Origin of the sequence: Mediterraneibacter agrestimuris, from assembly GCF_943193195.1 — a bacterium.
GTDB lineage: Bacteria > Bacillota > Clostridia > Lachnospirales > Lachnospiraceae > Schaedlerella > Schaedlerella agrestimuris.
In genome coordinates, this window is sequence record NZ_CALPDG010000016.1 from 24,478 (window position 1) to 49,493 (window position 25,016).

Annotated in this window: 23 protein-coding genes and 1 tRNA gene; 23 read left to right on the plus strand and 1 reads right to left on the minus strand. The window is 45.0% G+C overall.

Annotated elements, in window-relative coordinates:
- The first annotated feature begins 18 nt into the window (after positions 1-18).
- The 16 genes from NFS18_RS09570 to NFS18_RS09645 all read left to right on the plus strand — a co-directional run bounded on the left by NFS18_RS09570 (position 19) and on the right by NFS18_RS09645 (position 17,015).
- A complete protein-coding gene (locus tag NFS18_RS09570) occupies positions 19-1,062 on the plus strand; it encodes a CotS family spore coat protein (protein WP_251389866.1) in 1,044 nt (347 codons plus the stop codon).
- A 262-nt stretch (positions 1,063-1,324) separates the two neighbouring features.
- A complete protein-coding gene (locus NFS18_RS09575) occupies positions 1,325-1,600 on the plus strand; it encodes an HU family DNA-binding protein (protein ID WP_251389821.1) in 276 nt (91 codons plus the stop codon).
- A gap of 110 nt (positions 1,601-1,710) precedes the next feature.
- Complete coding sequence (locus NFS18_RS09580; RefSeq protein ID WP_251389822.1) at positions 1,711-1,950, plus strand: RNA-binding S4 domain-containing protein; 240 nt, start codon at positions 1,711-1,713, stop codon at positions 1,948-1,950.
- Positions 1,951-2,042: 92 nt separating this feature from the next.
- Complete coding sequence (gene yabP / locus NFS18_RS09585) at positions 2,043-2,330, plus strand: sporulation protein YabP (RefSeq protein ID WP_251389823.1); 288 nt, start codon at positions 2,043-2,045, stop codon at positions 2,328-2,330.
- Positions 2,331-2,339: 9 nt separating this feature from the next.
- Entirely contained in the window at positions 2,340-2,672 is a 333-nt protein-coding gene (yabQ, locus tag NFS18_RS09590; protein ID WP_251389824.1) for a spore cortex biosynthesis protein YabQ, read from the plus strand.
- Between the two features lie 57 nt (positions 2,673-2,729).
- The gene (locus NFS18_RS09595) at positions 2,730-3,068 is read left to right on the plus strand and encodes a septum formation initiator family protein (protein WP_251389825.1); all 339 of its coding nucleotides are present in this window, start codon (positions 2,730-2,732) and stop codon (positions 3,066-3,068) included.
- A 158-nt stretch (positions 3,069-3,226) separates the two neighbouring features.
- Positions 3,227-4,621 (plus strand): SpoIIE family protein phosphatase, encoded by a 1,395-nt coding sequence (locus tag NFS18_RS09600; protein ID WP_251389826.1) that lies wholly within the window; start codon positions 3,227-3,229, stop codon positions 4,619-4,621.
- Between the two features lie 107 nt (positions 4,622-4,728).
- Entirely contained in the window at positions 4,729-6,180 is a 1,452-nt protein-coding gene (tilS, locus tag NFS18_RS09605) for a tRNA lysidine(34) synthetase TilS (protein ID WP_251389827.1), read from the plus strand.
- Between the two features lie 46 nt (positions 6,181-6,226).
- Positions 6,227-6,754 (plus strand): hypoxanthine phosphoribosyltransferase, encoded by a 528-nt coding sequence (gene hpt, locus NFS18_RS09610; protein WP_251389829.1) that lies wholly within the window; start codon positions 6,227-6,229, stop codon positions 6,752-6,754.
- A gap of 61 nt (positions 6,755-6,815) precedes the next feature.
- Positions 6,816-8,627, plus strand: coding sequence for an ATP-dependent zinc metalloprotease FtsH (gene ftsH / locus NFS18_RS09615; RefSeq protein WP_456299368.1), 1,812 nt, complete (start codon positions 6,816-6,818; stop codon positions 8,625-8,627).
- Between the two features lie 182 nt (positions 8,628-8,809).
- Positions 8,810-10,888, plus strand: coding sequence for a glycoside hydrolase family 13 protein (locus NFS18_RS09620; RefSeq protein ID WP_251389831.1), 2,079 nt, complete (start codon positions 8,810-8,812; stop codon positions 10,886-10,888).
- A 49-nt stretch (positions 10,889-10,937) separates the two neighbouring features.
- Positions 10,938-12,854, plus strand: coding sequence for a methionine--tRNA ligase (metG, locus tag NFS18_RS09625; RefSeq protein WP_277613599.1), 1,917 nt, complete (start codon positions 10,938-10,940; stop codon positions 12,852-12,854).
- 411 nt (positions 12,855-13,265) lie between these two features.
- Entirely contained in the window at positions 13,266-14,486 is a 1,221-nt protein-coding gene (locus NFS18_RS09630) for a LysM peptidoglycan-binding domain-containing protein (protein WP_251389867.1), read from the plus strand.
- A gap of 87 nt (positions 14,487-14,573) precedes the next feature.
- Positions 14,574-15,767: a DUF5711 family protein gene (locus NFS18_RS09635; RefSeq protein WP_251389833.1), complete on the plus strand. Its 1,194-nt coding sequence runs from the start codon at positions 14,574-14,576 to the stop codon at positions 15,765-15,767.
- Positions 15,768-15,776: 9 nt separating this feature from the next.
- On the plus strand, positions 15,777-16,595 hold the full coding sequence (locus NFS18_RS09640; protein ID WP_251389834.1) for a CvpA family protein: 819 nt from the start codon (positions 15,777-15,779) through the stop codon (positions 16,593-16,595).
- A gap of 347 nt (positions 16,596-16,942) precedes the next feature.
- Positions 16,943-17,015: transfer RNA gene (locus NFS18_RS09645), tRNA-Ala, on the plus strand.
- Positions 17,016-17,261: 246 nt separating this feature from the next.
- Here NFS18_RS09645 and upp read toward each other — a convergent pair.
- Positions 17,262-17,891 carry a uracil phosphoribosyltransferase gene (upp, locus tag NFS18_RS09650; RefSeq protein WP_251389835.1) on the minus strand — a complete coding sequence of 210 codons (630 nt, stop codon included), beginning with the start codon at positions 17,889-17,891 and terminating at the stop codon, positions 17,262-17,264.
- Between the two features lie 286 nt (positions 17,892-18,177).
- Here upp and NFS18_RS09655 point away from each other — a divergent pair, with 286 nt between their 5' ends.
- From NFS18_RS09655 to NFS18_RS09685, 7 genes are all read left to right on the plus strand, one after another.
- Positions 18,178-19,791, plus strand: a complete 1,614-nt coding sequence (locus tag NFS18_RS09655) for an ABC transporter substrate-binding protein (protein ID WP_408631555.1) — start codon at positions 18,178-18,180, stop codon at positions 19,789-19,791.
- 50 nt (positions 19,792-19,841) lie between these two features.
- Complete coding sequence (locus tag NFS18_RS09660) at positions 19,842-20,849, plus strand: ABC transporter permease (protein WP_251389837.1); 1,008 nt, start codon at positions 19,842-19,844, stop codon at positions 20,847-20,849.
- The gene (locus tag NFS18_RS09665; RefSeq protein ID WP_251389838.1) at positions 20,846-21,673 is read left to right on the plus strand and encodes an ABC transporter permease; all 828 of its coding nucleotides are present in this window, start codon (positions 20,846-20,848) and stop codon (positions 21,671-21,673) included. The genes NFS18_RS09660 and NFS18_RS09665 overlap by 4 nt, the downstream gene beginning before the upstream one ends.
- A 70-nt stretch (positions 21,674-21,743) precedes the next feature.
- Positions 21,744-22,568, plus strand: coding sequence for an ATP-binding cassette domain-containing protein (locus NFS18_RS09670; protein ID WP_251389839.1), 825 nt, complete (start codon positions 21,744-21,746; stop codon positions 22,566-22,568).
- A gap of 55 nt (positions 22,569-22,623) precedes the next feature.
- The gene (locus NFS18_RS09675) at positions 22,624-23,241 is read left to right on the plus strand and encodes an ABC transporter ATP-binding protein (RefSeq protein WP_251389840.1); all 618 of its coding nucleotides are present in this window, start codon (positions 22,624-22,626) and stop codon (positions 23,239-23,241) included.
- A gap of 49 nt (positions 23,242-23,290) precedes the next feature.
- Positions 23,291-23,677, plus strand: a complete 387-nt coding sequence (locus NFS18_RS09680; RefSeq protein WP_251389841.1) for a metal-sensing transcriptional repressor — start codon at positions 23,291-23,293, stop codon at positions 23,675-23,677.
- Positions 23,678-23,769: 92 nt separating this feature from the next.
- A complete protein-coding gene (locus NFS18_RS09685) occupies positions 23,770-24,882 on the plus strand; it encodes a DUF3810 domain-containing protein (protein ID WP_251389842.1) in 1,113 nt (370 codons plus the stop codon).
- Positions 24,883-25,016 lie beyond the last annotated feature (134 nt).

The following is a 25,016-nucleotide window of genomic DNA, read 5'->3' on the forward strand; positions in this document are numbered from 1 at the left end:
GAAGCGCAGGGGGCAGCCATGAAAGACTACGAATTAGAAATTCTGGATCAATATGAGATTGAAATAAGAAGCACCCGCAAAGTAAGGGGTGCGTTTTTTTGCGATACAAATGAGGGGATAATGCTGTTAAAAGAAGCGGCGATTTCTGACAGGCGGGCTCTTTTTTTGTATAAAATGCTTTGCAGGCTTTCCGGTGACGGCTATCCGAATGTGGATATTCCGGTAGCTTCCAAAGAAGGGAGCCTGATCAGCACATCAAGAGACGGCAGCCGCTATATGCTGAAACGATGGTTTAATGGACGGGAGTGTGATGTGCGCCGGGAAGCAGAAGTGTTAGAGTCAGTGAGAAATCTGGCATTTCTTCATCAAAAATTGCATTGGCAAAAAGATTCTGAAGAAGAATCACCATCTGTAGGACGACATTTGAAAGAAGAGTTTCTCTGCCATAACAGGGAGTTGAAAAAGGTCCGTTCATTTATCCGAAATAAAGTGAACAAAGGGGATTTTGAATACTTATTTTTACAGTGTTTTGAGAAAATGTACCAGACGGCGGTCAGGATAACAAAACGGCTTGAGAACTCTGGTTATGAGGATCTGTACAAAAAGAGTATTGAATCAGGGTGTCTGGTTCATGGGGATTATAATTACCACAATATATTGTTTTCAAATGTACCGTTTTCAGGAACAGGTAAGGGCACTGTTTTTCGCGGGGCGGACAGAATGGCAACAACCAATTTTGAACATTTCCGGTTAGATGTACAGGTGCAGGACTTGTATTATTTTTTGCGAAAGGTGATGGAAAAACATAAATGGAATGAGCAACTGGGGCTGCAGATGCTGGAAGCATACAGCGCAGTTCGTCCATTAGAGACTGCAGAGTGGGAGTATATTGCTCTGAAGCTTGCGTATCCTGAAAAATTCTGGAAAATTGCCAATACTTATTATCACTCCAACAAAGCATGGATTCCTGAAAAAAATGTGGATAAACTGAAAACTACAGTTATACAGTCAGAAGAAAAGCAGCGTTTTCTAAGAAATGTGCTTAGTTTTTCAGTAGAATAAGAGACTGGAAAAAACGGTGATATATTATGTATGGAAATATAAAGAAACCTTGATTTGCGGGGGTAAATCTGCAGAAAGGGTAAAAAATGTATAAAAAAGGTGAAAAACCTCCAAATATAAGGAAATCCCTTGACAAACAAGGGGGAAACAGGTATAACAAGAAATAAAGGTGAGGTCGTGCGTAAGCGTGAGGACAGACCTTTATTATTATTCTGTTAGAATAGACAATATTCTACTACAATATAAAGAGGAGGAAATATCCATGAACAAAACAGAATTGATCGCAGCAATCGCTGAAAGCGCAGAAATTTCTAAAAAAGACGCAGAGAAAGCTATCAAAGCCTTTTCAGATGTTGTTACAGAAGAATTGAAGAAGGGTGAAAAAATTCAGCTTGTAGGATTTGGTACATTTGAAGTATCTGAGAGAGCAGCCAGAGAGGGAAGAAACCCACAGACAGGTAAGACAATGAAGATCGCAGCCTGCAAGGCTCCGAAGTTTAAAGCTGGTAAGGCTCTGAAGGATGCTGTTAATGCATAATTACAGTTTTTGAGAGGATTCAGGAACATAATCAGAAGCAGGGGATGGCCCCTGCTTTTTATGTTGGAGTGCAAGGAACTGTTTTGAGTCAAATGGAGGAATATGTTAAGATGAGATTGGATAAGTTTTTAAAAGTGTCACGTCTGATTAAGCGCAGAACTGTGGCAAATGAAGCATGTGATGCAGGAAGAGTGCTGGTAAACGGTACAGTTGCCAAAGCATCTGTAAAAGTGAAGGTAGGAGATATTATTGAGATACAGTTTGGAACGAAGACTGTAAAAGTAGAAGTACTGGATATCCAGGATACAACGAAGAAGGAAGAAGCAAAAGATCTGTTCAGGTATCTGTAATAATATTTGGAATTTCTTCATATATATACTGTACGGAAGGGCTGCTGTGCACACCGCAGGTGTGCACAGCAATACGAAAAGGGGGAATTCGGATGGAAGAACGACAGGCTGTAAAGACTCATAAGCTGATTGTGAATAATCGAAAGACAAGTATGGTGACAGGGGTGCTGGATGTGCTTTCATTCGATTTGAATGAAATTCTTTTGGAGACAGAGCAGGGAATGTTGATGGTAAAAGGAACAGATTTGCATGTAAACCGCCTGAGTGTGGAAAAAGGAGAAGTTGATCTGTCGGGGAATATTGACAGCTTTGCATATTCAAGTGCAGAACATCTGCCAGGCAGGCAGGGAGAAAATTTCTTTTCCAGATTGTTTAAGTAGGCAGTATTTATGATGCTGGGAATCGGAATGGAGGCGGCAATATTTCTCTATGCGGGATTGACGGGGATTGTGACATTTTCCTGTTACCAGTTTTTGAAATTATTCCGTCAATTAATCAGGCATAATATCATTGTAATCAATATTGAAGATTTTTTATACTGGCTTGGAATTAGTGCATATGTATTCCGACAGATGTATTATACAACTTATGGTAGCATACGATGGTTTTTTGTACTAGGTATTGTATGCGGAAATTTTTTTGCGTATTTTGTCGTAAATTTGCTGAAAAAACTCTTTCTAAAATGGAAGAAATCTCTTGAAAAAGAGGGACAAAACCGATAGAATAAAACAATAAGTAAGGGGAGCTTATAAAGGGATTAATGTAGTGGGTGAGTCTGAATGAAGAAAAAGGGAAGCATGGATACAGTGGGACGCCGCAAACGAAAGCGTTCTTCTGCATTAGGAGCACATAAAAAAAGTGTCATGGTCATCTGCGTCATATTGTGCCTGTTGACAGGCACTTTATCAGTGAATGCGGTAGGTTTGTATAACAAAAATAAAATATACAGGCAGCAGGAAGCAGAGTTAAAGGCACAGATTAAAGAAGAGGAAGAGCGCTCTAAGGAAGTAGAAGAGTTTGAAGCCTATGTGAAGACGGATGAGTATATCAAGGATGTTGCTGAAGAGAAGCTAGGTCTGGTAGATCCGGGAGAGATTATTTTTAAAGCTGGAAATTAATGGAACATAAATATATAATATATATAGAAGAATAAGAGATTACGAAAGAGAAACTGACGGATGGATTCCCGGAAGGTTTCTCTTTTTTATTTCTGTGTCAGTAATCGCGTAGGGAATCTGCCCGATTGGACGAGAGATCATAAACAGGAGGAGATAGCATGGATAAGGGACAGGCTCTGCACAGCCCCTATGTGTCGCAGATTGAGCGGTTTGCCGATTCAGTAAAGCAACTGTCGAATACATTTCTGCTGATGGAAGAAAAGAAAAAGACGTTTACAGGAGAAGAAGTGGATGGCATGTTCGACCGGGTCAGGGAGAAAGTCTGCGGTCAATGCGAGAAATGTTCATGGTGCTGGGGAGATAACTTTGTACATACATATCAGATGGGATACGAAATTTTGTCGGCGGTAGATAATTATGGAACTGAGCTGAATATGGAAACGAAGCGGAAACTACAGCAGCGATGCCTGATGGCACCGCGGTTTTTGCGTGAGATGCTGGAAGCATTCCATGATGCGCGTCAGAACATGATGTGGATTAACCGGATAATGCAGAGCCGGGAGGGATGTGCGATTCAAATGGATACTTTTGCGGAAATGCTTCGGACGACAACAAAAGAACTGGAGAAAAGCATTTTCACGGATGAACGGATGGAAAAGAAGCTGAGGGCAAAGCTGAAACGAAGAGGTGTCCGCGTATTGTATACACATTTCTTTATGAATAAGGAAGGGAAGTGTGAAGTCCATGTGACTGCACGGGCTATGAACGAACAGTGTGTGACAATGCGGGAGCTTGCTCAGGAAGTGTCTGCGGCTGTGGGACGCAAGTTTGTGCCAGAGGGTAATCAGTTTCAGATACTTGGAAGAGAGTATATTACAGCAGTCTTTTTAGAGGGACCGTCTTTTCATACATTACAGGGGGTTGCACGGATTGGGAAGGGCTGCAGCAAAATTTCCGGGGATAATTTTTCCTTGATAGATTTGCCGGGAGGAAGGCAGAGTGCGGCGCTGTCCGATGGTATGGGGTCAGGAGAACGGGCATGTGAGGAAAGCACGCTTGTCATTGAGCTTCTGGAAGAATTGCTGGAAGCGGGATTCCCAGAGAAAACGGCAATACAGATGATTAACACAACTTTAGTGATGGGACGGGAGGAAATCCACTATTCGACAGTGGACATGAGCGTGTTTGACTTATATACCGGTGAATGTGAAATCATTAAAGCGGGAGCATCTTCAACTTTTATCAAGCATAAAGATCAGGTAGAGCACCTGAGTTCTACCAGCCTGCCGATTGGAGTAGTACATAAGCTGGAAATTGATTCTGTAACAAGAAAATTGAGCGATGGGGATTTTGTCATTATGGTGACGGACGGAGTGCTGGACGCCTTGCCTGTGGGGGAACAGGATATTCTTCTGGAGACGATTATACAGGGGACAGCGATGATCAATCCGAAAGAAATGGCGCACCATGTTCTGCAGCAAGTACTGAACTGGACCGGACGAGAACCAGAGGACGATATGACGGTGCTGGTGGTAGGAATCTGGGAAAAGTAGAATTTAATTATTGTAAAACATGGGTTGAAATTTATTTTTTAATTCGTTATATTTTACATATGAGAAATTTAGAGATTAAAGTCAGGGAATATATTAACAGATATCAGATGATTGAAAATGGCGACAGGGTAATTGTGGGCATATCGGGCGGAGCTGATTCGGTATGCCTGTTTTTCGTACTTTTAAAGCTGCAAAGGGAAATCAGGTTTTCGCTCGCGGCAGTCCATGTTAATCATGGACTGCGCGGCGCGGATGCAGACGCAGACGAGCAGTTTGTGAAAGAACTCTGTGAAAAATATAATGTTCCGTTGGAAATTTCCCGAATAGATTTGGAATCAATTGCTAAAAAACGGAAACAATCTCTTGAGGAGGCGGGGCGTGACGTTCGCCGGGAAACATTTGTCCGGGTGATGCTTCAATATTCGGGAAACCGGATCGCCCTGGCACACCATCAAAATGACAATGCGGAGACGATGCTCTGGAATCTGGCGAGGGGAACCGGGCTTCATGGTCTGGGCGGGATCCATCCGGTGAACGGTCAGTGGATCCGTCCTATTCTCTGTCTGAACAGACAGGAAATTGAAGCGTATCTGAAAGAGGAAAATCAGACATATTGTACGGACCTGACGAATCTGGAAACGATATATACAAGAAATAAGCTGCGCCATCAGGTGATTCCGGTTTTGGAAACAGAGGTCAATCCTGCTGCAGTCCGGCATATGAATGAAACGATGGAACAGATGTGTGAGCTTCAAAAATTTGTAGAGCAGGAGACTCAGAAAGCATTCAAGCGGTGTGTAGATGTGAATGTATCTTGTTATAGAATTTTAGAGAAGGAATGGCGGAAGCTTCCGGGGCTGCTGCAAAAAGAAGTTATTTATTCTTGTCTGGAGCAGCTGGGCGGCAGCGGGAAGGATCTGGGCAGAGTTCACGTAGGAGCGGTCGAGGGATTATTTGATAAGCAGACTGGCAGAGAATGGAATCTGCCGGGGGGCATCCGGGCTGCCAGGAGCTATAACGAGGTGGTACTTGAAAAAACCAGTCATGCATTGGCGGAATCATGCAGCAGGGAAGAGCAAGAGACGAATACAGAAGGAATAAAAAATAATTGCAAAACAGATACATTTCCGAAGGTAAAAGTACAGATTCCGGGGATAACTGTTGTACCCGAAATGAATCTGGAAATTACAGCACGGATTCTGGAGAAAGACGGTGGTTTTAAAGTATCAGAGATTCCACAAAAAAAGTACACGAAATGGTTTGATTATGATATAATGAATTGTCTATACATCAGGACGAGAAAAAGCGGCGACAGTATTGTGATTGACAGCGGCGGTCACAGACAGAAGTTAAAGTCTTGGTTTGTTAATGAGAAAATACCTGCAAATGAAAGATCACAGATTCCGCTTCTTGCAGACGGGCAGCAGATTGTCTGGATCATCGGGCACAGGATGAGCAGCGCATATCAGATCAGCGGGCAGACGAGACGGATTTTGCAGATAGAGGTTAAGTGTTACAGTTCACGGTCTGACAGGATACCTTGCAGCAAGGCACCGTGAACAGTAACGGTTAAGTAACAAATGAAAAGGTTTGGAGGACAAAAAGATGGCAGAGACAGTACGTGTTTTATTATCAGAAGAGGATGTTGACAAAAGAATTGAAGAATTGGGCAAAAAAATCAGTGAGGATTACGCAGGAAAGCAGGTACATTTAATCTGTATTCTCAAAGGCGGCGTATTTTTTATGTGTGAGCTGGCAAAGAGAATAACAATTCCGGTATCCATGGACTTTATGTGTGTAAGCAGCTATGGAGACGGAACTGAGTCCAGCGGAGTTGTGCGTATCGCAAAGGACTTGGATGAAACAATAGAGGGTAAAGAAGTGTTGATTGTAGAGGATATCATTGATTCAGGGAGGACGTTGTCTTATTTGATGGAGGTTCTGAAAAAGCGTAATCCGAGCAGTCTGCGCCTTTGCACATTGTTAGATAAGCCGGAGAGAAGAGTCTGCGATGTAACAGTCGATTATGTCGGATTCGATATTCCGGATGAATTTGTAGTCGGTTATGGTCTGGACTACGCACAGAAATATAGAAATCTTCCGTATATCGGTGTTGTCGAGGGTATCGATTAATTTATATGGAAGAAGAAACAGGAAGGAGTAACTTGGTTTGAATAATAAGAAGAATCGGGGAATGGGCGGTGCGCCGTTCCTTATTTTCATCATGATCATGCTTGGCTCTCTCTGGTACATGGGCAGAATACAGCAGCAGGGACAGGAAATCACATATTCTGCATTTGTGGAGGCAGTGGAGAACGATGAGGTGGGGGAGGTGTACATTACCCAGAATAAAACGGCTCCTACAGGAATCGTGACAGTATCTTTTAAGGGCAGCAATTCGGTTAAGACTGTATATGTATCTGATGTCAATGCGGTACAGGAGTATTTACAAAATACGGATGTTGACTACCACATGGGAAATATCAAAGAAGACAGCTGGGTAACGACTGCTGTAATTCCAGCTTTGATTGTCGTAGTGGGTGTATTCCTGATGTTTATGCTGATGAACAGACAGGGCGGAGGTGGCAATACCAAAGCAATGAACTTCGGAAAGAGCCGTGCCAGAATGAGCAGTCCGGAGGACCAAAAGGTGACATTTGCGGATGTTGCCGGACTTAAAGAGGAAAAAGAGGAGTTAGAGGAAATTGTAGATTTCTTAAAGGCTCCGAAGAAATATATTCACGTGGGAGCCAGAATACCAAAAGGGGTGCTTTTGGAGGGACCTCCGGGAACCGGTAAGACACTGCTTGCAAAGGCGGTTGCAGGAGAAGCGGGAGTTCCGTTTTTTAGCATTTCAGGTTCAGACTTTGTAGAAATGTTCGTCGGTGTGGGAGCTTCCCGTGTCAGAGACTTGTTTCAGGATGCGAAGAGAAACGCACCGTGCATTATTTTTATAGATGAGATTGACGCAGTCGCAAGGCGAAGAGGAAGCGGTCTCGGGGGCGGACACGATGAGAGAGAGCAGACACTGAATCAGCTCCTTGTGGAGATGGATGGATTTGGCGTCAATGAAGGAATCATTGTGATGGCGGCAACGAACCGGAAGGATATTCTGGATCCGGCAATCCTGCGTCCCGGGCGTTTTGACAGAAATGTTATCGTAGGCCGTCCGGATGTAGGAGGACGAGAAGAAATTCTGAAGGTTCATGCAAAGAATAAGCCCCTCGGAGATGATGTGGATTTGAAACAGATTGCTCAGACAACAGCCGGCTTCACCGGAGCTGATTTAGAGAATTTGTTAAATGAAGCTGCAATTCTGGCGGCAAAAGAGAACCGGGTATTTTTACAGCAATCTGATATTCGCCATGCATTTGTAAAGGTAGGAATCGGACCGGAGAAGAAGAGCCGGATTGTATCAGAAAAAGAACGCAAGATTACAGCATATCATGAAGCAGGGCATGCGATTCTGTTCCATGTGCTTCCGGACGTAGGACCGGTGTACAGTGTATCTATCGTACCTACCGGCGGAGCGGGCGGTTATACGATGCCGTTGCCGGAGAAGGATGAGATGTTTAATACAAAAGGACATATGCTTCAGCAGATTACAGTATCTCTGGGCGGACGTGTCGCAGAAGAGGAAATCTTTGATGATATTACAACAGGAGCTTCTCAGGATATTAAACAGGCGACAGCGATTGCAAGATCCATGATCACAAAGTTCGGAATGTCTGAACGTTTGGGATTGATCAACTATGATAATGACAGTGATGAGGTATTTATCGGAAGAGATTTCGGTCATACTTCCAGAGGTTACGGTGAGAAGATTGCAGGAACAATTGACGAGGAGGTAAAACGTATTATTGACGAATGTTATGCAAAAGCGAGAAAGCTTCTCCAGGAATATCATCCGGTGCTGGATGCCTGCGCAGAGCTTTTGTTAGAAAAAGAGAAGATTACACGCAGCGAATTTGAAGCACTTTTTGGGGAAGATAATGTTGCTGAATAGATGAGACAGGTAACAGTTCAGCATAGGAGTTTGCACTTGCTGCAAACTCTGTAAAAACGTGTGCTGGAGAAATAGAATTCGCCCTTTCACCGTAGGTGAACTTAAAAAAGGGCGGATTCAGTAACTATGAAGCCGGAAGGCTGAATAGTTACTGAGACAGAACAAGGATAGGAAAGGATTATATGAATAGAAAAGCATTATTCTGTGATGGAACGGCTTCTTATGTGATACCGGCAGAACCGGAACCGAATCAGTCAGTGCGCCTGCGGTTCCGGACGGGGAAAAACGATGCTGATACGGTGCATCTTGTCGTTCCTGGAAAGGGACAATTTCAGATGAGTAAGGCTGATACCAGAGGAATGTTTGATTATTATGAGATTACATGGCGGCTTACGTCAGAACTTTTTTCTTATTGTTTCCTGGTAAACAGCGGAGAAGAATACAGCTATTATAATCAGTGCGGTGTGTCAGATTCTGTTATTGAAATGTATTATTTCCAGATTATGCCCGGATTTTCCACGCCGGACTGGGCGAAGGGTGCCGTTATGTACCAGATTTTTGTGGACCGTTTTTATAACGGGGATATGGCCAATGATGTACAGGACAGAGAGTATATTTACATCGGTTCACCGTGTGAACGGGTGCGAGATTGGTTCAGTCCTCCGTCGGCAATGGATGTGCGCCGGTTTTATGGCGGCGATCTGCAAGGAGTTTTGGAGAAACTGGATTATTTGCAGAACCTGGGGGTTGAAGTGGTTTATTTTAACCCGCTGTTTGTGTCACCGTCCAATCACAAATATGACATTCAGGATTATGATTATATTGACCCTCATTATGGCAGGATCGTGGCAGACGGCGGAGAGCCGCTGCCGGAAGATGCATTGGATAATGTGAATGCGACGATATATCAGAAACGGGTTGGTGACCGGGCGAACTTAGAGGCGAGCAATGTGCTGTTTGCAGAACTGGTGGAGGAAATGCACCGCCGGGGAATGCGCGTTATTATTGACGGAGTATTTAACCACTGCGGTTCCTTCAATAAATGGATGGACAGAGAACGTATTTATGAGAATCAGGAGGGCTACGAGAAGGGCGCGTTTATCAGTGCAGACAGCCCGTACCGGAGCTTTTTCAATTTCCCGAATGCGTGGGAAGGCGCCTGGCCTTATAACGGAAATTATGATGGCTGGTGGGGACATGATACCTTGCCGAAGCTGGATTATGAAGATTCACCAAAACTAGAGCAATATATTCTGGACATTGCAAAGAAATGGGTTTCTCCGCCATATAATGTGGATGGCTGGAGACTGGATGTGGCAGCTGACCTGGGATTTTCAAATGAATATAATCATTTATTCTGGAAAGAATTCCGCAAGGCAGTCAAGAGTGTACGTCCGGATGCGCTGATTCTTGCAGAGCATTACGGCGATCCGTCTGAATGGCTGATGGGTGACGAATGGGACAGCGTAATGAATTATGATGCATTTATGGAACCTTTGACATGGTTTCTGACTGGAATGGAAAAACACAGTGATGAACGCCGGAAGGATCTGTGGGGAAATGCGGATTACTTTGTCCGGTCCATGAACCACCACATGGCATGTATGATGACCCCGTCTATCCAGACGGCAATGAATGAGATATCGAATCACGATCATTCTCGTTTCCTGACCCGTACAAATCACATAGTAGGTCGTGTCGGAGAGTTGGGAACCAAGGCGGCAAGTGAAGGAATCAATCGGGCAGTTTTCCGCGAAGCGGTAGGAGTCCAGATGACATGGGTGGGGGCTCCGACCATTTATTATGGAGATGAAGCCGGGCTTTGCGGTTTTACAGACCCTGACAACCGCAGAACTTATCCGTGGGGACAGGAAGATAAGGAACTGATTGCATTTCATAAGGAAATGATACGAATACACAAGGAAAATCCTGTTATTCGTACAGGTTCGCTCCAGATGCTCAGGTGGTCAGCCAATATACTGACCTATGGAAGATTCAGCAAGGATGAGCAGATTATCGTTGCATTAAATAACAGTAAGGAATTAAAGGAAGTCACGATTCCTGTCTGGAAAGCGGAAGTACCGCTGAACGGCCGGATGCAGAGACTCATTTATTCTTATGAAGATGGTTACACGGTCGAGCATGATGAGTATATTATAGAAAATGGAGAAGTTGTGATTAACATGGGTAAGCATTCATTTGTTGTGATGAGGACGATGCCGGATCAGATGGAATTCGCCGGGGAATGCTTTATTAAATGATACGTATATGTAATAATACTCACAGAAGATCACGGAATATAAGGAGAAGATAAAAATGGCAGAGAAGCAGAAGTTTTACATGACAACCGCAATTGCCTATACATCTGGTAAGCCGCATATCGGCAATACTTATGAGATTGTGCTGGCAGACGCGATTGCGAGATATAAGAGAAGTCAGGGATATGATGTGTTTTTTCAGACAGGAACTGACGAGCATGGACAGAAGATTGAGCTGAAAGCGCAGGAAGCCGGAATTTCACCAAAGGAATTTGTGGACGGTGTAGCGGGGGAGATCAAGAGAATATGGGATTTGATGGATACCTCTTATGACAAGTTTATTCGGACAACGGATGAGTATCATGAGAAGCAGGTACAGAAGATTTTCAAGAAGCTGTACGATCAGGGAGATATTTACAAGGGATATTATGAAGGAATGTACTGTACTCCGTGTGAATCCTTTTTTACAGAATCACAATTAGCAGACGGCAAATGCCCGGATTGCGGACGGGAGGTACAGCCGGCAAAAGAGGAAGCCTATTTCTTCAAGATGAGCAAATATGTAGACCGCCTGATCGAGCATATTAACACACACCCGGAGTTCATTCAGCCGGTATCCCGTAAAAATGAGATGATGAACAATTTCCTGCTTCCGGGACTGCAGGATCTCTGCGTATCCAGAACATCCTTTCAGTGGGGAATTCCGGTGGACTTCGATCCGAAACATGTAACTTATGTGTGGCTGGATGCACTGACCAACTATATTACAGGAATCGGATATGACTGTGACGGAGAGAGCACAGAGCAGTTTAAGAAGGACTGGCCTGCTGATCTGCACCTGATCGGAAAAGACATTATCCGTTTCCATACAATTTACTGGCCGATTTTCCTGATGGCGCTGGATCTTCCACTGCCGAAGCAGATTTTCGGACATCCGTGGCTCTTACAGGGAGACGGAAAGATGAGCAAGTCCAAGGGAAATGTACTCTATGCTGATGAACTGGCGGAATTTTTCGGGGTGGATGCAGTACGTTATTTCGTACTTCATGAGATGCCTTTTGAGAACGATGGAATTATCTCATGGGAGCTTATGGTTGAACGTATGAACTCTGACCTTGCAAATACGCTTGGTAATCTTGTCAACCGTACGGTTTCTATGACAAATAAATATTTCGGCGGAACAGTAGCGGACAAAGGTGTTACAGATGAGTTTGATGCAGAGCTGAAAGCGGCGATGGACAAAGTTCCGAAACTGGTAGAAGCGAAGATGAACGACCTGCGTGTGGCAGACGCAATGACAGAGATTTTTAATCTATTCAAGAGATGCAACAAATATATTGACGAGACAATGCCGTGGGTATTGGCAAAAGACGAAGCGAAAAAGGATCGTCTGGAGACGGTACTGTGGAATTTGATTCAGGGCATTTCCGCAGGCGCGGTACTTCTGGAGTCCTTTATGCCATCTACAAGCAAGAAGATTCTGGAACAGCTTGGCGGCGGTCACGTGACTGATAAGCCGGAGATTCTCTTCCAGAGACTGGATATTGAAGAGGTTCTGAAAAAGGTAGAAGAGCTTCATCCGGCTGTTCCGGAAGAGGGAGAAGGTGTTGAAGCTGAGGGGGTTATTGACACCTTGCCGAAACCGGCGATTACCTTTGAACAGTTCGGCGCAATGCAGTTCCAGGTAGGCGAGATCATTGCCTGTGAAGAGGTTAAGAAATCCAAAAAGCTGCTTTGTTCTCAGGTTAAGATTGGCTCTCAGGTGAAACAGATCGTGTCTGGTATTAAGGCACATTATACACCGGAAGAGATGGTTGGCAAGAAGGTAATGGTTCTTGTGAACCTGAAACCTGCAAAACTGGCGGGCGTGCTTTCAGAAGGTATGCTTCTGTGTGCTGGGGATGCAGACGGCAATCTGGCGCTGATGACACCGGAGAAGAATATGCCGGCAGGAGCGGAAATCTGCTAGAAAATTTTTCAAAAAACAGTCCATAATCTGCGGATCCTGGCATTAAGACTAAGTACGCAGAAGTATAAAATATATTGATAAATAAAAAAGAGTAGAGACAGGATGAAAAAGAAGCTGTTTTCTGCTCTTTTTTTATCTGCATATCTTATCCCTCTGACGTACATGGAGTACAATACTATGATCGGCAGAATTTATTTTTGGGTACACATGTTATTATTCAGCTATTCTTGTATTCTGGAAAATCTGTCGAATTTACCTGACAGAATATACTAAAATCTATCATTTTTGTTGTGCTATGCTCTTTGTGAAAATGAAATGGCGGGAAGAAAGATTACTTGTCACGCAAGGTACGGCTGCGAAGTGGACAGGCTTCCTGTGCATATCCTAAAAATTTGAGCAGAGGTGAGTATGATGGAAAGACAGATACCAAAAAACGTACGTCAGATAGGAAATGTGAGCGATACTCCGAAAATATATGTGGAAGATTATGTGGATACTTTTTTCAGTCAGTTGTGTGAGAAAGCGGGAGAGAATCCGATAGGGGCATTTCTCGTAGGGGATTTTGTGAAATCGGATGAGAACGAGTATGTTTACATATATGGCGCAATTAAGATGCACGACCTGAAAATATCCGGTAATGATTATGTGTTAGATGAAGAGACATGGAAAGCGGCATATGAGGACTGCAAACAGTATTTTGAAGATGGAGAAATGCTGGGGTGGTTTGTGGCTCATGCAGGAGTTCCGCTGACAGCAGAGAATAGTACGTTGAAGCTGCATAAGAAATCATTTCCGAAGAATAATACGATTTTTATTATGAGAGACCCGGTGGATCAGGACGAAAAATATTTTGTGCATAAGCTCAATGATCTGATCGAGATTGGGGGACATTATACATATTACGAAAAAAATCCCTGCATGCAGAACTATATGATTTCTGCAAGAAAGAAAAATGGGGTGTGTCCCTCGGAAACTGTGGAAGACAGAGCTGCGAAGGACTTTAGAAGCCTTGTGCGCTCCCGCGGAGAGCAGCAGAGTCAGCGAAGGACAAATCGTTTGATGTATGCCATGAGTGCATGTCTGGTTTTGATTGTGGTGATCATGGGCGTGGCGACAATGAACAATTTTGATAAAATGAAAGCGGTGCAGTCTATGATAGAGGGGAACGGTTCCGTTGCCGAGGCAAAACAGGAGGAAGTACAGGAGACCAGCGGAGGTGTGACGGCGGTTATTGAAAAAGGACAGGCTCCCGGAGACGGGTCCCGGACGGAGGCTGATACAGGTGGTACTCAGAATGCAACTGATACAGGGGACAGCACCCCGATAGATGATACCGGGCAGCAGATGGATCTAAATGAGGAAACAGAAGGGGCAGACAATGAAGAAATACAAAACTCGGCTGCTGGCGATGATATGGGACAGCCGGGTGAATCCGGGCGTTCGTCAAGGAGCGCAGGAAGCGGAGGTTATAATGGCAGTGATGGAATATATATCGTAGAAGAAGGAGATACACTGGCTATCATCAGCAAAAAAATGTACGGAGATGTTTCTCATACGGAGGCGATCAGTAAAATGAATGGACTGTCCGATGGAAATTTGATTTATATCGGTCAAAAATTGCTATTACCGTAGAATAGTGATATACTATTCGAGACAGGCAGAAATGGAGAAGCTGTCTGTGTATGGCTAAAAGTTACAAACATATATAAGGGGTAAAAGATGGCTCAAAAGAAAAAACCATATTTGAAGCTGGTTAAACCTTTGAATCTGGATGAGATGAAAAAGAGGACGAGACACCATCGCAGAAATCAGATTAAGAAGTGGGCGAGACAGTTTCTTATTGGATTTATGGCAGTCTCGGGGACATGGATGCTTATAACGAACCATACCTATGATACAGTTTACCGTTCGGCATCTTACAAGCAGGATACGTCAGATACCAGCGGCTATGCTGCTTTTAGAGACGGTATTGTCCGATATACGAGAGATGGTGTTACATATCTGGATCGTAAAAATGAAGAACGGTGGATACAGCCTTCCCAGTTCAAGAATCCGTCTGTTGACGTGCAGAAAAATGTATTTGCAGTAGGTGATATCGGTGGAAATGCGATTCAGGTGTTTAATGCGGAGGGATTGAAAGGTGAGATAGAGACGACGCATCCCATTGAGAAATTTACGGTTTCGGATCAGGGGATCGTCAGTGCGATTTTGAAAAATGAATCAATGCCTCAGATTGTTACTTATGACGCAGTAGGAAACATTTTGGTAGAGAATCAGGTGTCAGCCGCAACGGACGGTTATCCAACGGCTTTGGAGATGTCTCCTGATGGAAAGGTATTGATGGCATCTTATCTGACTTCAGCCGGGGGCATACTGAAATCAAAAGTTGTGTGTTACAATTTCGGTGAAGCTGGAGCGGAACAGACGGATAAACAGGTTGGGACAGAAGAATATGAAGATTTGGTTATTCCGGAGATTTATTTTATGAATGAGTCTGTATCGGTTGCGGTGGGAGATCATTCATTTGCCGTGTATGAAGGCGGACAGGTTCCGGTGAAAAAGCGGGAGATACAGATTGGACAAGAGATTAGAAGTTCATTTCATACAGAAAAATATATTGGCTTTGTGCTATTGAATCAGGAAAAGTCTGGTTATGAGGTCCGGCTGTATAATAAAGCGGGCAAACAGGTTATGAACCGCGCATTTACCGGAGAATACAGTAATGTACAGATGGTCGGAAATGAAATCATTATGTATGAAGGTTCTGCTTGCTGCATTATTACAAAAACAGGAGTGCCTCGGTTTAAAGGAGATTTAAAAATAGATGCACAGATGATGATTCCGGCGGCCGGATTTAATAAATACCTTGTGATGAGCACAAATGAATTACGTGCCGTTTATTTGGCAAAATAGGAGAAGAGTATGGACAACTGGTTATTGATTATTGTAGGCGTAGTGTTTTTGTTAAGTATTGTGATTGGATATATCCGGGGATTTTTTAAGATAGGATTGTCTTTATTGTCTTCTGTTTTGACAGTAGTGATTGTGATTTACTTGTCACCTTATGTGGCAAAGGCTTTGACAAACTTTACTCCGGTGGATGAAGCAATCGAACAGAAATGTGTAGAAGCATTTATGCCGGAATTATCTGCGGACATTCTGGCAGGCAAGGATTTGAGCGGAACCCCGTTTGCCGGGCTGGATACGGATCAGATGAACAATTTGGCGCAGCTGGACTTGGAGAGCAACGGAATTACAGCGAAGGATGTTCTGAATATAGTGGGAGAGATCCCGAAGGATAAGCAGATACAGGAGATTGAAAATTCAGCGCTTCCGGGTTTCCTAAAAGATGTTCTTTTGGAAAATAATAATACAACAATATATGAAGAACTGGGTGTCAGTACGTTTGTGGAGTATGTGGCTTCTTACATCGCACGAATGGTAATCAATATTCTCTCATTCCTTGTGACATTTATTCTCGCAATCATCATTGTGAAAGCGTTGATGGCAGCGGTGGATATCCTCGGAGAACTGCCGGGCGTGGGATTTTTGAATCATCTCGGCGGCGGAGCTGCAGGTGCGCTTACAGCACTTCTGATCGTGTGGCTGGGATTTTTGGGTATTACGCTGATCTATACGACACCAGCCGGTAAGGCGGCATTTGAGATGATAGAGCAGAGTAAGATATTGATGCTTTTATATAAGAGTAATATTTTGTTGTCGAAGCTGATCGGTTTCTAAGGGAAGGCAGCGAAATGATCAGACGTTTAAAAGACCGATTGAAAATTGTAACAGTTCAGCCATAACAGCTCGAATTGGCTGCCAAGCATGCGACAAAAACGTCCAGTGGACGTTTTTTAGCAGTTTCACCGCCTATACGCTGCTATGCAGCGCAAATTCTCGCTTATGGCAGAACGCCATATACAAATCCTACAAAAAACGTCTTGTTGTAAGCAAGCTTACCAATTCGTTTTTGTAGATTTGTGCATGGCTGAACTGTTACTGAAAATTGAGTAAATTTCAAAAAAATGTTGACATCTTTTGTCAAATGTGATATTTTATAGGAGTTGCAGAAAGCAGCTCCATATGGGGGATTAGCTCAGTTGGGAGAGCGCCTGCCTTGCAAGCAGGAGGTCACGAGTTCGACTCTCGTATTCTCCACTTAAACCAGATTCTGAGGAGTCTGGTTTTTTTGTTGCCAAGCATACGATAAACAGTCCAGTGAACTGTTTTGAGTTGCCAAGCATGCGATAAAACAGTCCAGTGGACTGTTTTGAGCGATATATCCATATTTCACAAAAAACTCTGAGAGATGCGCATCCTTTATTTTACAACGCACTCAGAGAATAAAAAGCGGAGTGACAGTTTAAAACTGTTACCCCACTTTTTAATGACTGTGTTTGTCTATTATTTTGTTCCGAATATCCGGTCTCCTGCATCTCCCAGTCCAGGACAGATGTAAGCATTTTCGTTTAACTCCCGATCAATATGTCCGACATAAATCTGTACGTCCGGATGTGCGTTCTGCAAGCGTTTGATGCCTTCCGGTGCAGCGATGATAGACATGAACTTAATTCTGGTACCGCCGTACTGTTTGATGAAGTCTACTGCGGCAACGGCAGAGCCGCCTGTTGCAAGCATTGGGTCAGTAACAACGATCAGACGCTCAGAAATTGGTTTTGGCAGTTTGCAGTAATATTCATGGGGCTCATGCGTCTCTTCGTCACGGTACAGACCGATGTGTCCGATCTTTGCCGTCGGGACAAGCGCCTGAATTCCGCTTACCATACCGAGTCCTGCACGAAGAATCGGTACGATCGCCAAATTTTTGCCATCGATTACCGGAGTCAAACAAGTTTCAATCGGTGTTTCAACTTCCACATCCTTCAGCGGAAGATCTTTTAAAGCTTCATAACCCATCAGCATGGCGATTTCTTCTACAAGGGAACGGAATTCAGCGGTTCCAGTATTCTTATCACGCAGACGGGAAATTTTATGCTGGATTAACGGGTGTGTCATTTCAATTACATTGTTCATAGTGATTCTCCTTGCCTGTAAAATAGTATTTCTTAATAGATGATAGAATTATACTATATATTTCATAAAATGTAAAAATATATTGGATACTGTTATTGGAGCACCCGTAGGGTGTGAACAGTAACGAGCTGATTACAGATCACTGCTGGTTTTCATATCCCCCCACGGGGCTTGTGAAGTTCTCTTTTTTGATGCTATACTGGATGAAAATAAATGGGAATCAAACATAGGCGGAGACAAAGAGATGGGGAAAAAGCATACGTGGAAACGGACAACTGCTGCGGTGATGATGTTGGGGCTGATGACTTCAGCTGCGGGATGTAGTCAGTCTGCGGCGGGAAAAGCAGAAGAGACGGTAAAGCAGGCGATAGAGGCAGGAAAAGTAGAAAGTACAGAAAAGGATTCGGTGATCGTAACAATGCCGGTTACTTCAGAGCCGGAGGCGGGATTTGATCCGGCATACGGATGGGGGGCAGGAGAGCATACCCATGAGCCGCTGATCCAGAGTACACTGACAACAACGACGACAGATCTGAAAATCGGGAAGGATCTGGCAACAGATTATTCTGTCAGTGAGGACGGTCTTAAATGGACGATAACCATCCGGGACGATGTGGAGTTTACAGACGGGAAGCCACTGACGGCAGAGGATGTCGCGTTTACATATAACCATTGCAGAGACAATAGTACGGTCAGTGATTTTACGATGTTGAAAGAGGCTGTGGCAGTGAATGAGACAACGGTGGAATTTCATATGAATCATCCGTATTCAATCTGGCCGTATACTATGGCGGTGGTCGGAATTGTGCCAAAGCATGCATATGACGAGAACTACGGGCAGCATCCGATTGGTTCGGGCAGATATGTTTTGAAGCAATGGGACAAGGGGCAGCAGGTGATCTTTGAAGCGAATCCAGATTACTATGAGGAAATGCCGGAGATGAAGAAAGTGACTGTACTTTTTATGGAAGAAGACGCGGCGCTGGCAGCGGCTATGGCGGGCGTGGTGGACGTGGCACACACGGCGGCGTCTTACAGTGAGCAGCAAATTGACGGCTATGGACTGACGGCAGTACAGACAGTGGACAACCGTGGATTCAATCTTCCGGTTGGAGAAGTCAGGGAGAAGGATGGCATCACCTATGGAAATGTATTTACTGCGGATATCAATGTCCGGAGGGCGATCAATATAGGCATTGACAGAGAAGAGATAATTGAAAATGTGCTGAATGGATATGGCACGCCGGCTTACAGTGTCTGCGACAAAATGCCGTGGTATCATGAGGCTTGTGAAGTGGAATATGATCCTGGTGAGGCAGTGCGCCTTCTGGAAGAGGCAGGCTGGAGGGAAGGAAAAGACGGTATTCGTAAGAAGCAAGGTGTACGCGCCGGATTTACACTGATGTTCAGCAGCGGAGATTCGGTACGTCAGGCATTGGCAGAGGAGACGGCGAATCAACTGCAGGAGATTGGTATCGAAGTGAAGACGGAAGGCGTGGGATGGGATGTGGCATATGATCGCGCCCAGTCCGAGCCGCTTTTGTGGGGATGGGGAGCGCATACGCCGATGGAGCTTTATAACATTTATCATACTGCAGAAAATGGGAACGGAATCGGTGAGGCGCGGTATTCTCCTTATGTAAATGAGACGGCAGATGCTTACATGGACGAAGCGCTGGCAGCATCTTCACTGGAGGAAGCTTATGAACTTTGGAAGAAAGCCCAATGGGATGGCAGCACCGGGATTACGCAGGACGGGGATATTCCATGGATATGGCTGTGTAATATTGAGCATTTATATTTTGTGAGAGACGGGCTGATGATCGGAGAGCAGAAGATCCACCCGCACGGACATGGCTGGTCACTGATCAATAATGTAGATTTGTGGAGTTGGAAATAGGGAAGAAATAAGATGGAAGGGGCTGTGTGGATCATGGCAAAAGGAGCAGCATGAAAAATAAGACAACGGGGAATCGCATCGCATTTATAATAAGAAAGCTGTTACGTCTGGCATTACTCTTGTTTGTGACAAGTATTACTTCATTTGTGCTGATGAAGGCGTCACCCATTGATCCGCTTCAGGCAAATGTGGGACAGTCGGCGCTTGGAACGATGAGCATAGAGCAGATAGCAAGACTTCAGGCATACTGGGGTGTGGGAGGCAATCCAGTGAAACAGTATCTGGGGTGGGCGGCGGATTTTGTCCGGGGGGACATGGGAATGTCCCTGTTATACCATCAGGCGGTGTCGGAGGTTATTGCGGTACGGCTTCAAAATTCCCTCGTTCTGATGGTGACTGCATGGCTTTTGTCGGGAGTGTTAGGACTGGCTCTGGGTGCAGCTGCAGGAATGAACCGTGGGCGGTGGATCGATAGAGGGATCAAAGGTTATTGCCTTGTGATCTCCAGTACGCCGGCTTACTGGCTGGCGATGCTTCTTTTGATCGTGTTTGGGGTATGGCTGAAAACCTTTCCAGTTGGCTTAAGCGTGCCGATCGGAGTTGCCGCGGCAGATGTGACATTTACGGAGAGGGTGCAGCATTTTGTTCTTCCCGCGCTGGCGCTGAGCATTACGGGAATCGCGGGTATTGCGCTACATACAAGGGAGAAAATGATTGAGATAACGGAAAGTGAGTATATGCTGTTTGCCCGGGCGAGGGGCGAGAAGGGGTGGCGGCTTTTCTGGAATCATGGATTTAGAAATGTACTGCTTCCCGCGATAACGCTGCAGTTTGCGTCCATCAGTGAAATCTTCGGAGGTTCGGTACTGGTGGAGCAGGTGTTTTCTTATCCCGGACTGGGACAGGCGGCAGTGGCGGCAGGTCTTGGGAGTGACATGCCTTTACTGATGGCGGTTACAATCGTAAGCGCCTTATTTGTGTTTGGCGGAAATATGATTGCGGACGTACTTTACGGGATTGTAGACCCACGGATCCGAAAAGGAGGTGTGGGGCAGTGAGAGAAAAAAATAATCGGAGACAACGGGTACTGGCGGGATTGATTTTCTCAGTTATTTTTTTAGCTGTTGTCTGTATCGGCGGGATATTGTGCAAGCAGGAGGCGGCTGCAACGGATTTTTCCAGAAAGAATCTGGCGCCTTGTACAGAATATTTGTTTGGAACAGACTGGCTGGGGCGAGATATGTTCGCAAGGACACTTCGGGGACTGTCTGTCAGTATTCTGCTGGGGATGGTATCTGCGGCGGTCAGTGCGGCTGCGGCGTTTGTGTTGGGTGTGATATCCGCGGCGATGGGAAGGACGGCTGACAGTGCGGTGTCTTTTTGCATTGACTGGGTGATGGGGATCCCACATATATTGCTGCTGATTTTGATCTCTGTAGCGCTGGGGAAAGGATTCCGCGGCGTAGCGGCCGGCGTTGCGCTGACGCACTGGCCGTCTCTGGCGCGGGTGATCCGGGCAGAAATGATTCAGTTAAAAGAAAGTCCTTATATACAAATTGCAGAGAAGCTGGGGAAACGAAAAGGATATCTGATCCGAAAACATATGCTGCCGCACCTTATGCCACAGTTTTTTGTGGGACTGGTGCTTTTGTTTCCACATGCTATTCTGCACGAATCCAGTGTGACCTTTCTGGGATTCGGACTGTCGTCAGAACAACCTGCTATTGGAATCATTTTGTCCGAATCCATGCGGTATCTGGTGACCGGACAGTGGTGGCTGGCGGCATTTCCCGGAGCAATGCTTGTGCTTGTTGTGATATTGTTCTATGAGATCGGGGAAAACCTGAGGAAGCTGTTGAGTCCGGGGAGCGCGCATGAGTGAGAGATGATGAGAAGGTGGAAGCAGCCGCATATGGGGTTCATTGGATATTTAGTAATGATGTGAGTAAAAAGTGAGTGAAAAGCGAGTGAATAAGGGCAATAATATCATATTAAAAATAGAAAACCTACAGATTTCATTTACGCAATATGAACGAGGTCTGAAGCAGCGAACGTTTCAGACCGTGAAGGGGATGGACCTGGAAGTGAGTTCAGGAGAGCTTACGGCGGTAATTGGAGCAAGTGGTTCGGGAAAGAGTCTGCTGGCGCATGCGGTGATGGGACTGCTTCCGTACAATGCGTCCATGAGCGGTGAAATGTATTACTGCGGTGAAAAACTTACGAAGATGAGACAGGAGAAGCTCCGCGGAAATGAAATTGTTCTTGTACCGCAGAGTTTAGCTTATCTGGATCCGCTGATGAAGATTGGCAGGCAAATTAAGAAGAACCGTAAGGATGAGAAAATAAACCAGAGACTGGCAGATATTTTCAGCAGGTATCATTTGAAAGAGGAGGTAGCAAAGCAGTATCCTTTTGAATTATCAGGAGGAATGAACCGGCGGATTTTGATTTCTACGGCGATGATTGAGAACCCAAGACTGGTGATTGCTGACGAACCCACGCCGGGACTGGATCTGAAATCGGCAAAACGTGTCATGGAGCACTTTCGGGAGCTGGCGGATATGGGGGCGGGAGTGCTTTTGATCACGCATGATCTGCGCCTTGCAATTGAAACAGCAGACAGAATTATCGTCTTTCATGACGGAAGGACGATTGACGAAGCAGTACCAACGGATTTTCAAGCGGAAAATACATTGAAACATGCGTATACCAAGGCTCTCTGGCGTGCCATGCCAAAAAACGGTTTTGCAAATGAAAGTAAGAATACAGATATATGAGGCTGTGTGCGGAAATAAGAAACGGAAATACATATAGGATTGAGGATATGGGAAAATGAGATTGGATGTAAAGGAACTTTCGTTTGCATATCAACAGCGGACGGGACAGGGACAGCAAAAGCACATTTTGCAGGAGTTTCAATTGTCTGTGGAGAGCAGAGAACGGGTAGGACTTACCGCGCCCAGCGGGTTTGGAAAAACGACGCTTTGTAAATTGATTGCGGGTTATTTACAGCCGGATGCCGGGGAGATTCTGCTGGATGGGAAGCCGTTGTCTTCTTACCGGGGATATTGTCCGGTGCAGATGATCTGGCAGCAGCCGGAACAGGCAGTCGACCCGCTCCTTCGGATGAAGGATGTGATTGCCGAGGGAGACGAGGTGGAGGAAAGGATTCTGGCAGGACTGGGAATTAGAACGGAATGGGGGAACCGCTTTCCGGGAGAGCTTTCAGGAGGAGAACTGCAGCGGTTTTGTATTGCAAGAGCGCTTGGAAAGGGAACCCGTTTTCTTCTTGCGGATGAGATCAGTACAATGCTGGACTTGATCACACAGAGCCAGATCTGGCACTTTCTGATGGAAGAGACAACACAGAGAAATATTGGAATGCTCGTAGTCAGCCATGACAGGGAATTGCTGGAATGTGTTTGCACGCGGATAGTGGAAATGATATAATCATTATACTTATAGCCGCAGTGTGCGTGAGAAAGGATTACCGGACGAAATGAATGAACGGGATAGTGAGAAGAAATTACATATACATGAGCATGGAGAGACCCATAGCCGTCTGCATGCCCATAAGCACAGCCATAGTCATGGGAATTTGCATGGGGAACATCATCATGTGCATAGTCAGGAGGAAAAGAAGGCGGTGATGAACCGCTTGTCCAAGGCGATTGGACATCTGGAGTCTGTGCGCCGGATGGTGGAACGTGACGAAGACTGCAGTGAGGTGCTGATCCAGCTTGCAGCAGTGCGCTCGGCAATTAATAATACAGGAAAACTGGTGCTGAAAAATCATATCAATCACTGTATTGTGGAGGCAGTGGAAGAAGACGATGAGAAAGCGATCGAACTGCTGAATCAGGCGATTGATAAGTTTATAAAGTAACTAAAAAATGCGAAGCAATCTAATGTAAATGAGAAGGAGCAGAGTTTCCCGGTGGAAGGGCATTTGGAAATAAAAAGTACAACGGAATTGATATGATGCAGAAAGAATTACAGAAAACAAAAAGACGCGGAACAACAGAAAAAAGGCTGATCGCAGCCTGCGTCTGTCTGTCAGCGGCGGGGATATTGACTGCGCTTGCCGGAATGATGGACAGATTTGGAGAGTGGTATGCCGGACATATTTATCCGGCATTTGTTTTTGTGCTCGGACATTTGAACGGATGGCTTCCCTTTTCTGTATCGGAAATCGGGATATATGTGATTCTTGCTGCAGCAGTTGTAATGGCAGTACGAGCGGTGATTCGTGGGAAACGAACAGGCGAAACCGGTAGGTGGATACTGCGGTGGACGTCAGGAGTTTTTCTCACTGCTTCTATTTTATTCTTGCTTTATGTGATGAACTGTGGAATCAATTACCGCCGCATTTCATTTTCAGAAAAAGAAGGAATATTGACGGAAACGTATTCGGTTGAGGAATTGGGGGAAGTCTGCGACTGGCTGACAAGGGAGGTCAATGCGCGTGTGGACACTGTGGGCAGAGATGAAAACGGGGTAATGGAACTTAGCGACGGGGAAGGCGGGAAGGCGGTCCGTGCAATGGAGGGATTGGCAGAGAGGTATGAATCTATGAGAGGATATTATCCGCAGCCGAAGGCTTTGCTTGTGTCGGAGATTCTGTCTTATCAGAGTCTGACGGGGATCTATCTGCCCTTTACTGTAGAGGCAAATTATAATGGTGATATGACAGCATATAATATTCCATTTACGATGTGCCATGAACTGTCGCACCTGCGCGGATTTATGCAGGAGGAAGAAGCTAATTTTATTGCTTTTCTGGCATGTGAAATGTCGGACGAACCAGAATTTCAATACAGCGGATACCTGATGGCATGGATTTACAGCACAAATGCATTGTACCGGGCGGACAGAGAGAAGTGGGCGGAGGTATGTCAAGAATTGGATGTAAAGGCAGATGCAGATTTACAGGCAAATACTGTATTCTGGGATTCTTATGATGGGACTGTAGCAGAAGTGGCTGATAAAGTGAATGATACATATCTAAAAGTAAACGGACAGGCAGATGGAGTGAAAAGCTATGACCGGATGGTGGATCTGCTGGCAGCATATTATCAAAATGATGTGTAAGTTAATTAATGAAAACCAGAAATAAAAAGAGGAGGCTATCGGGAAATCAATGTCATCACTTCATTAGTCGGACATCTTGAAGCGCAGTGCAAGATGCGTGTGAACAGTAACGAAAAATTGGTCGTTTGATCCTG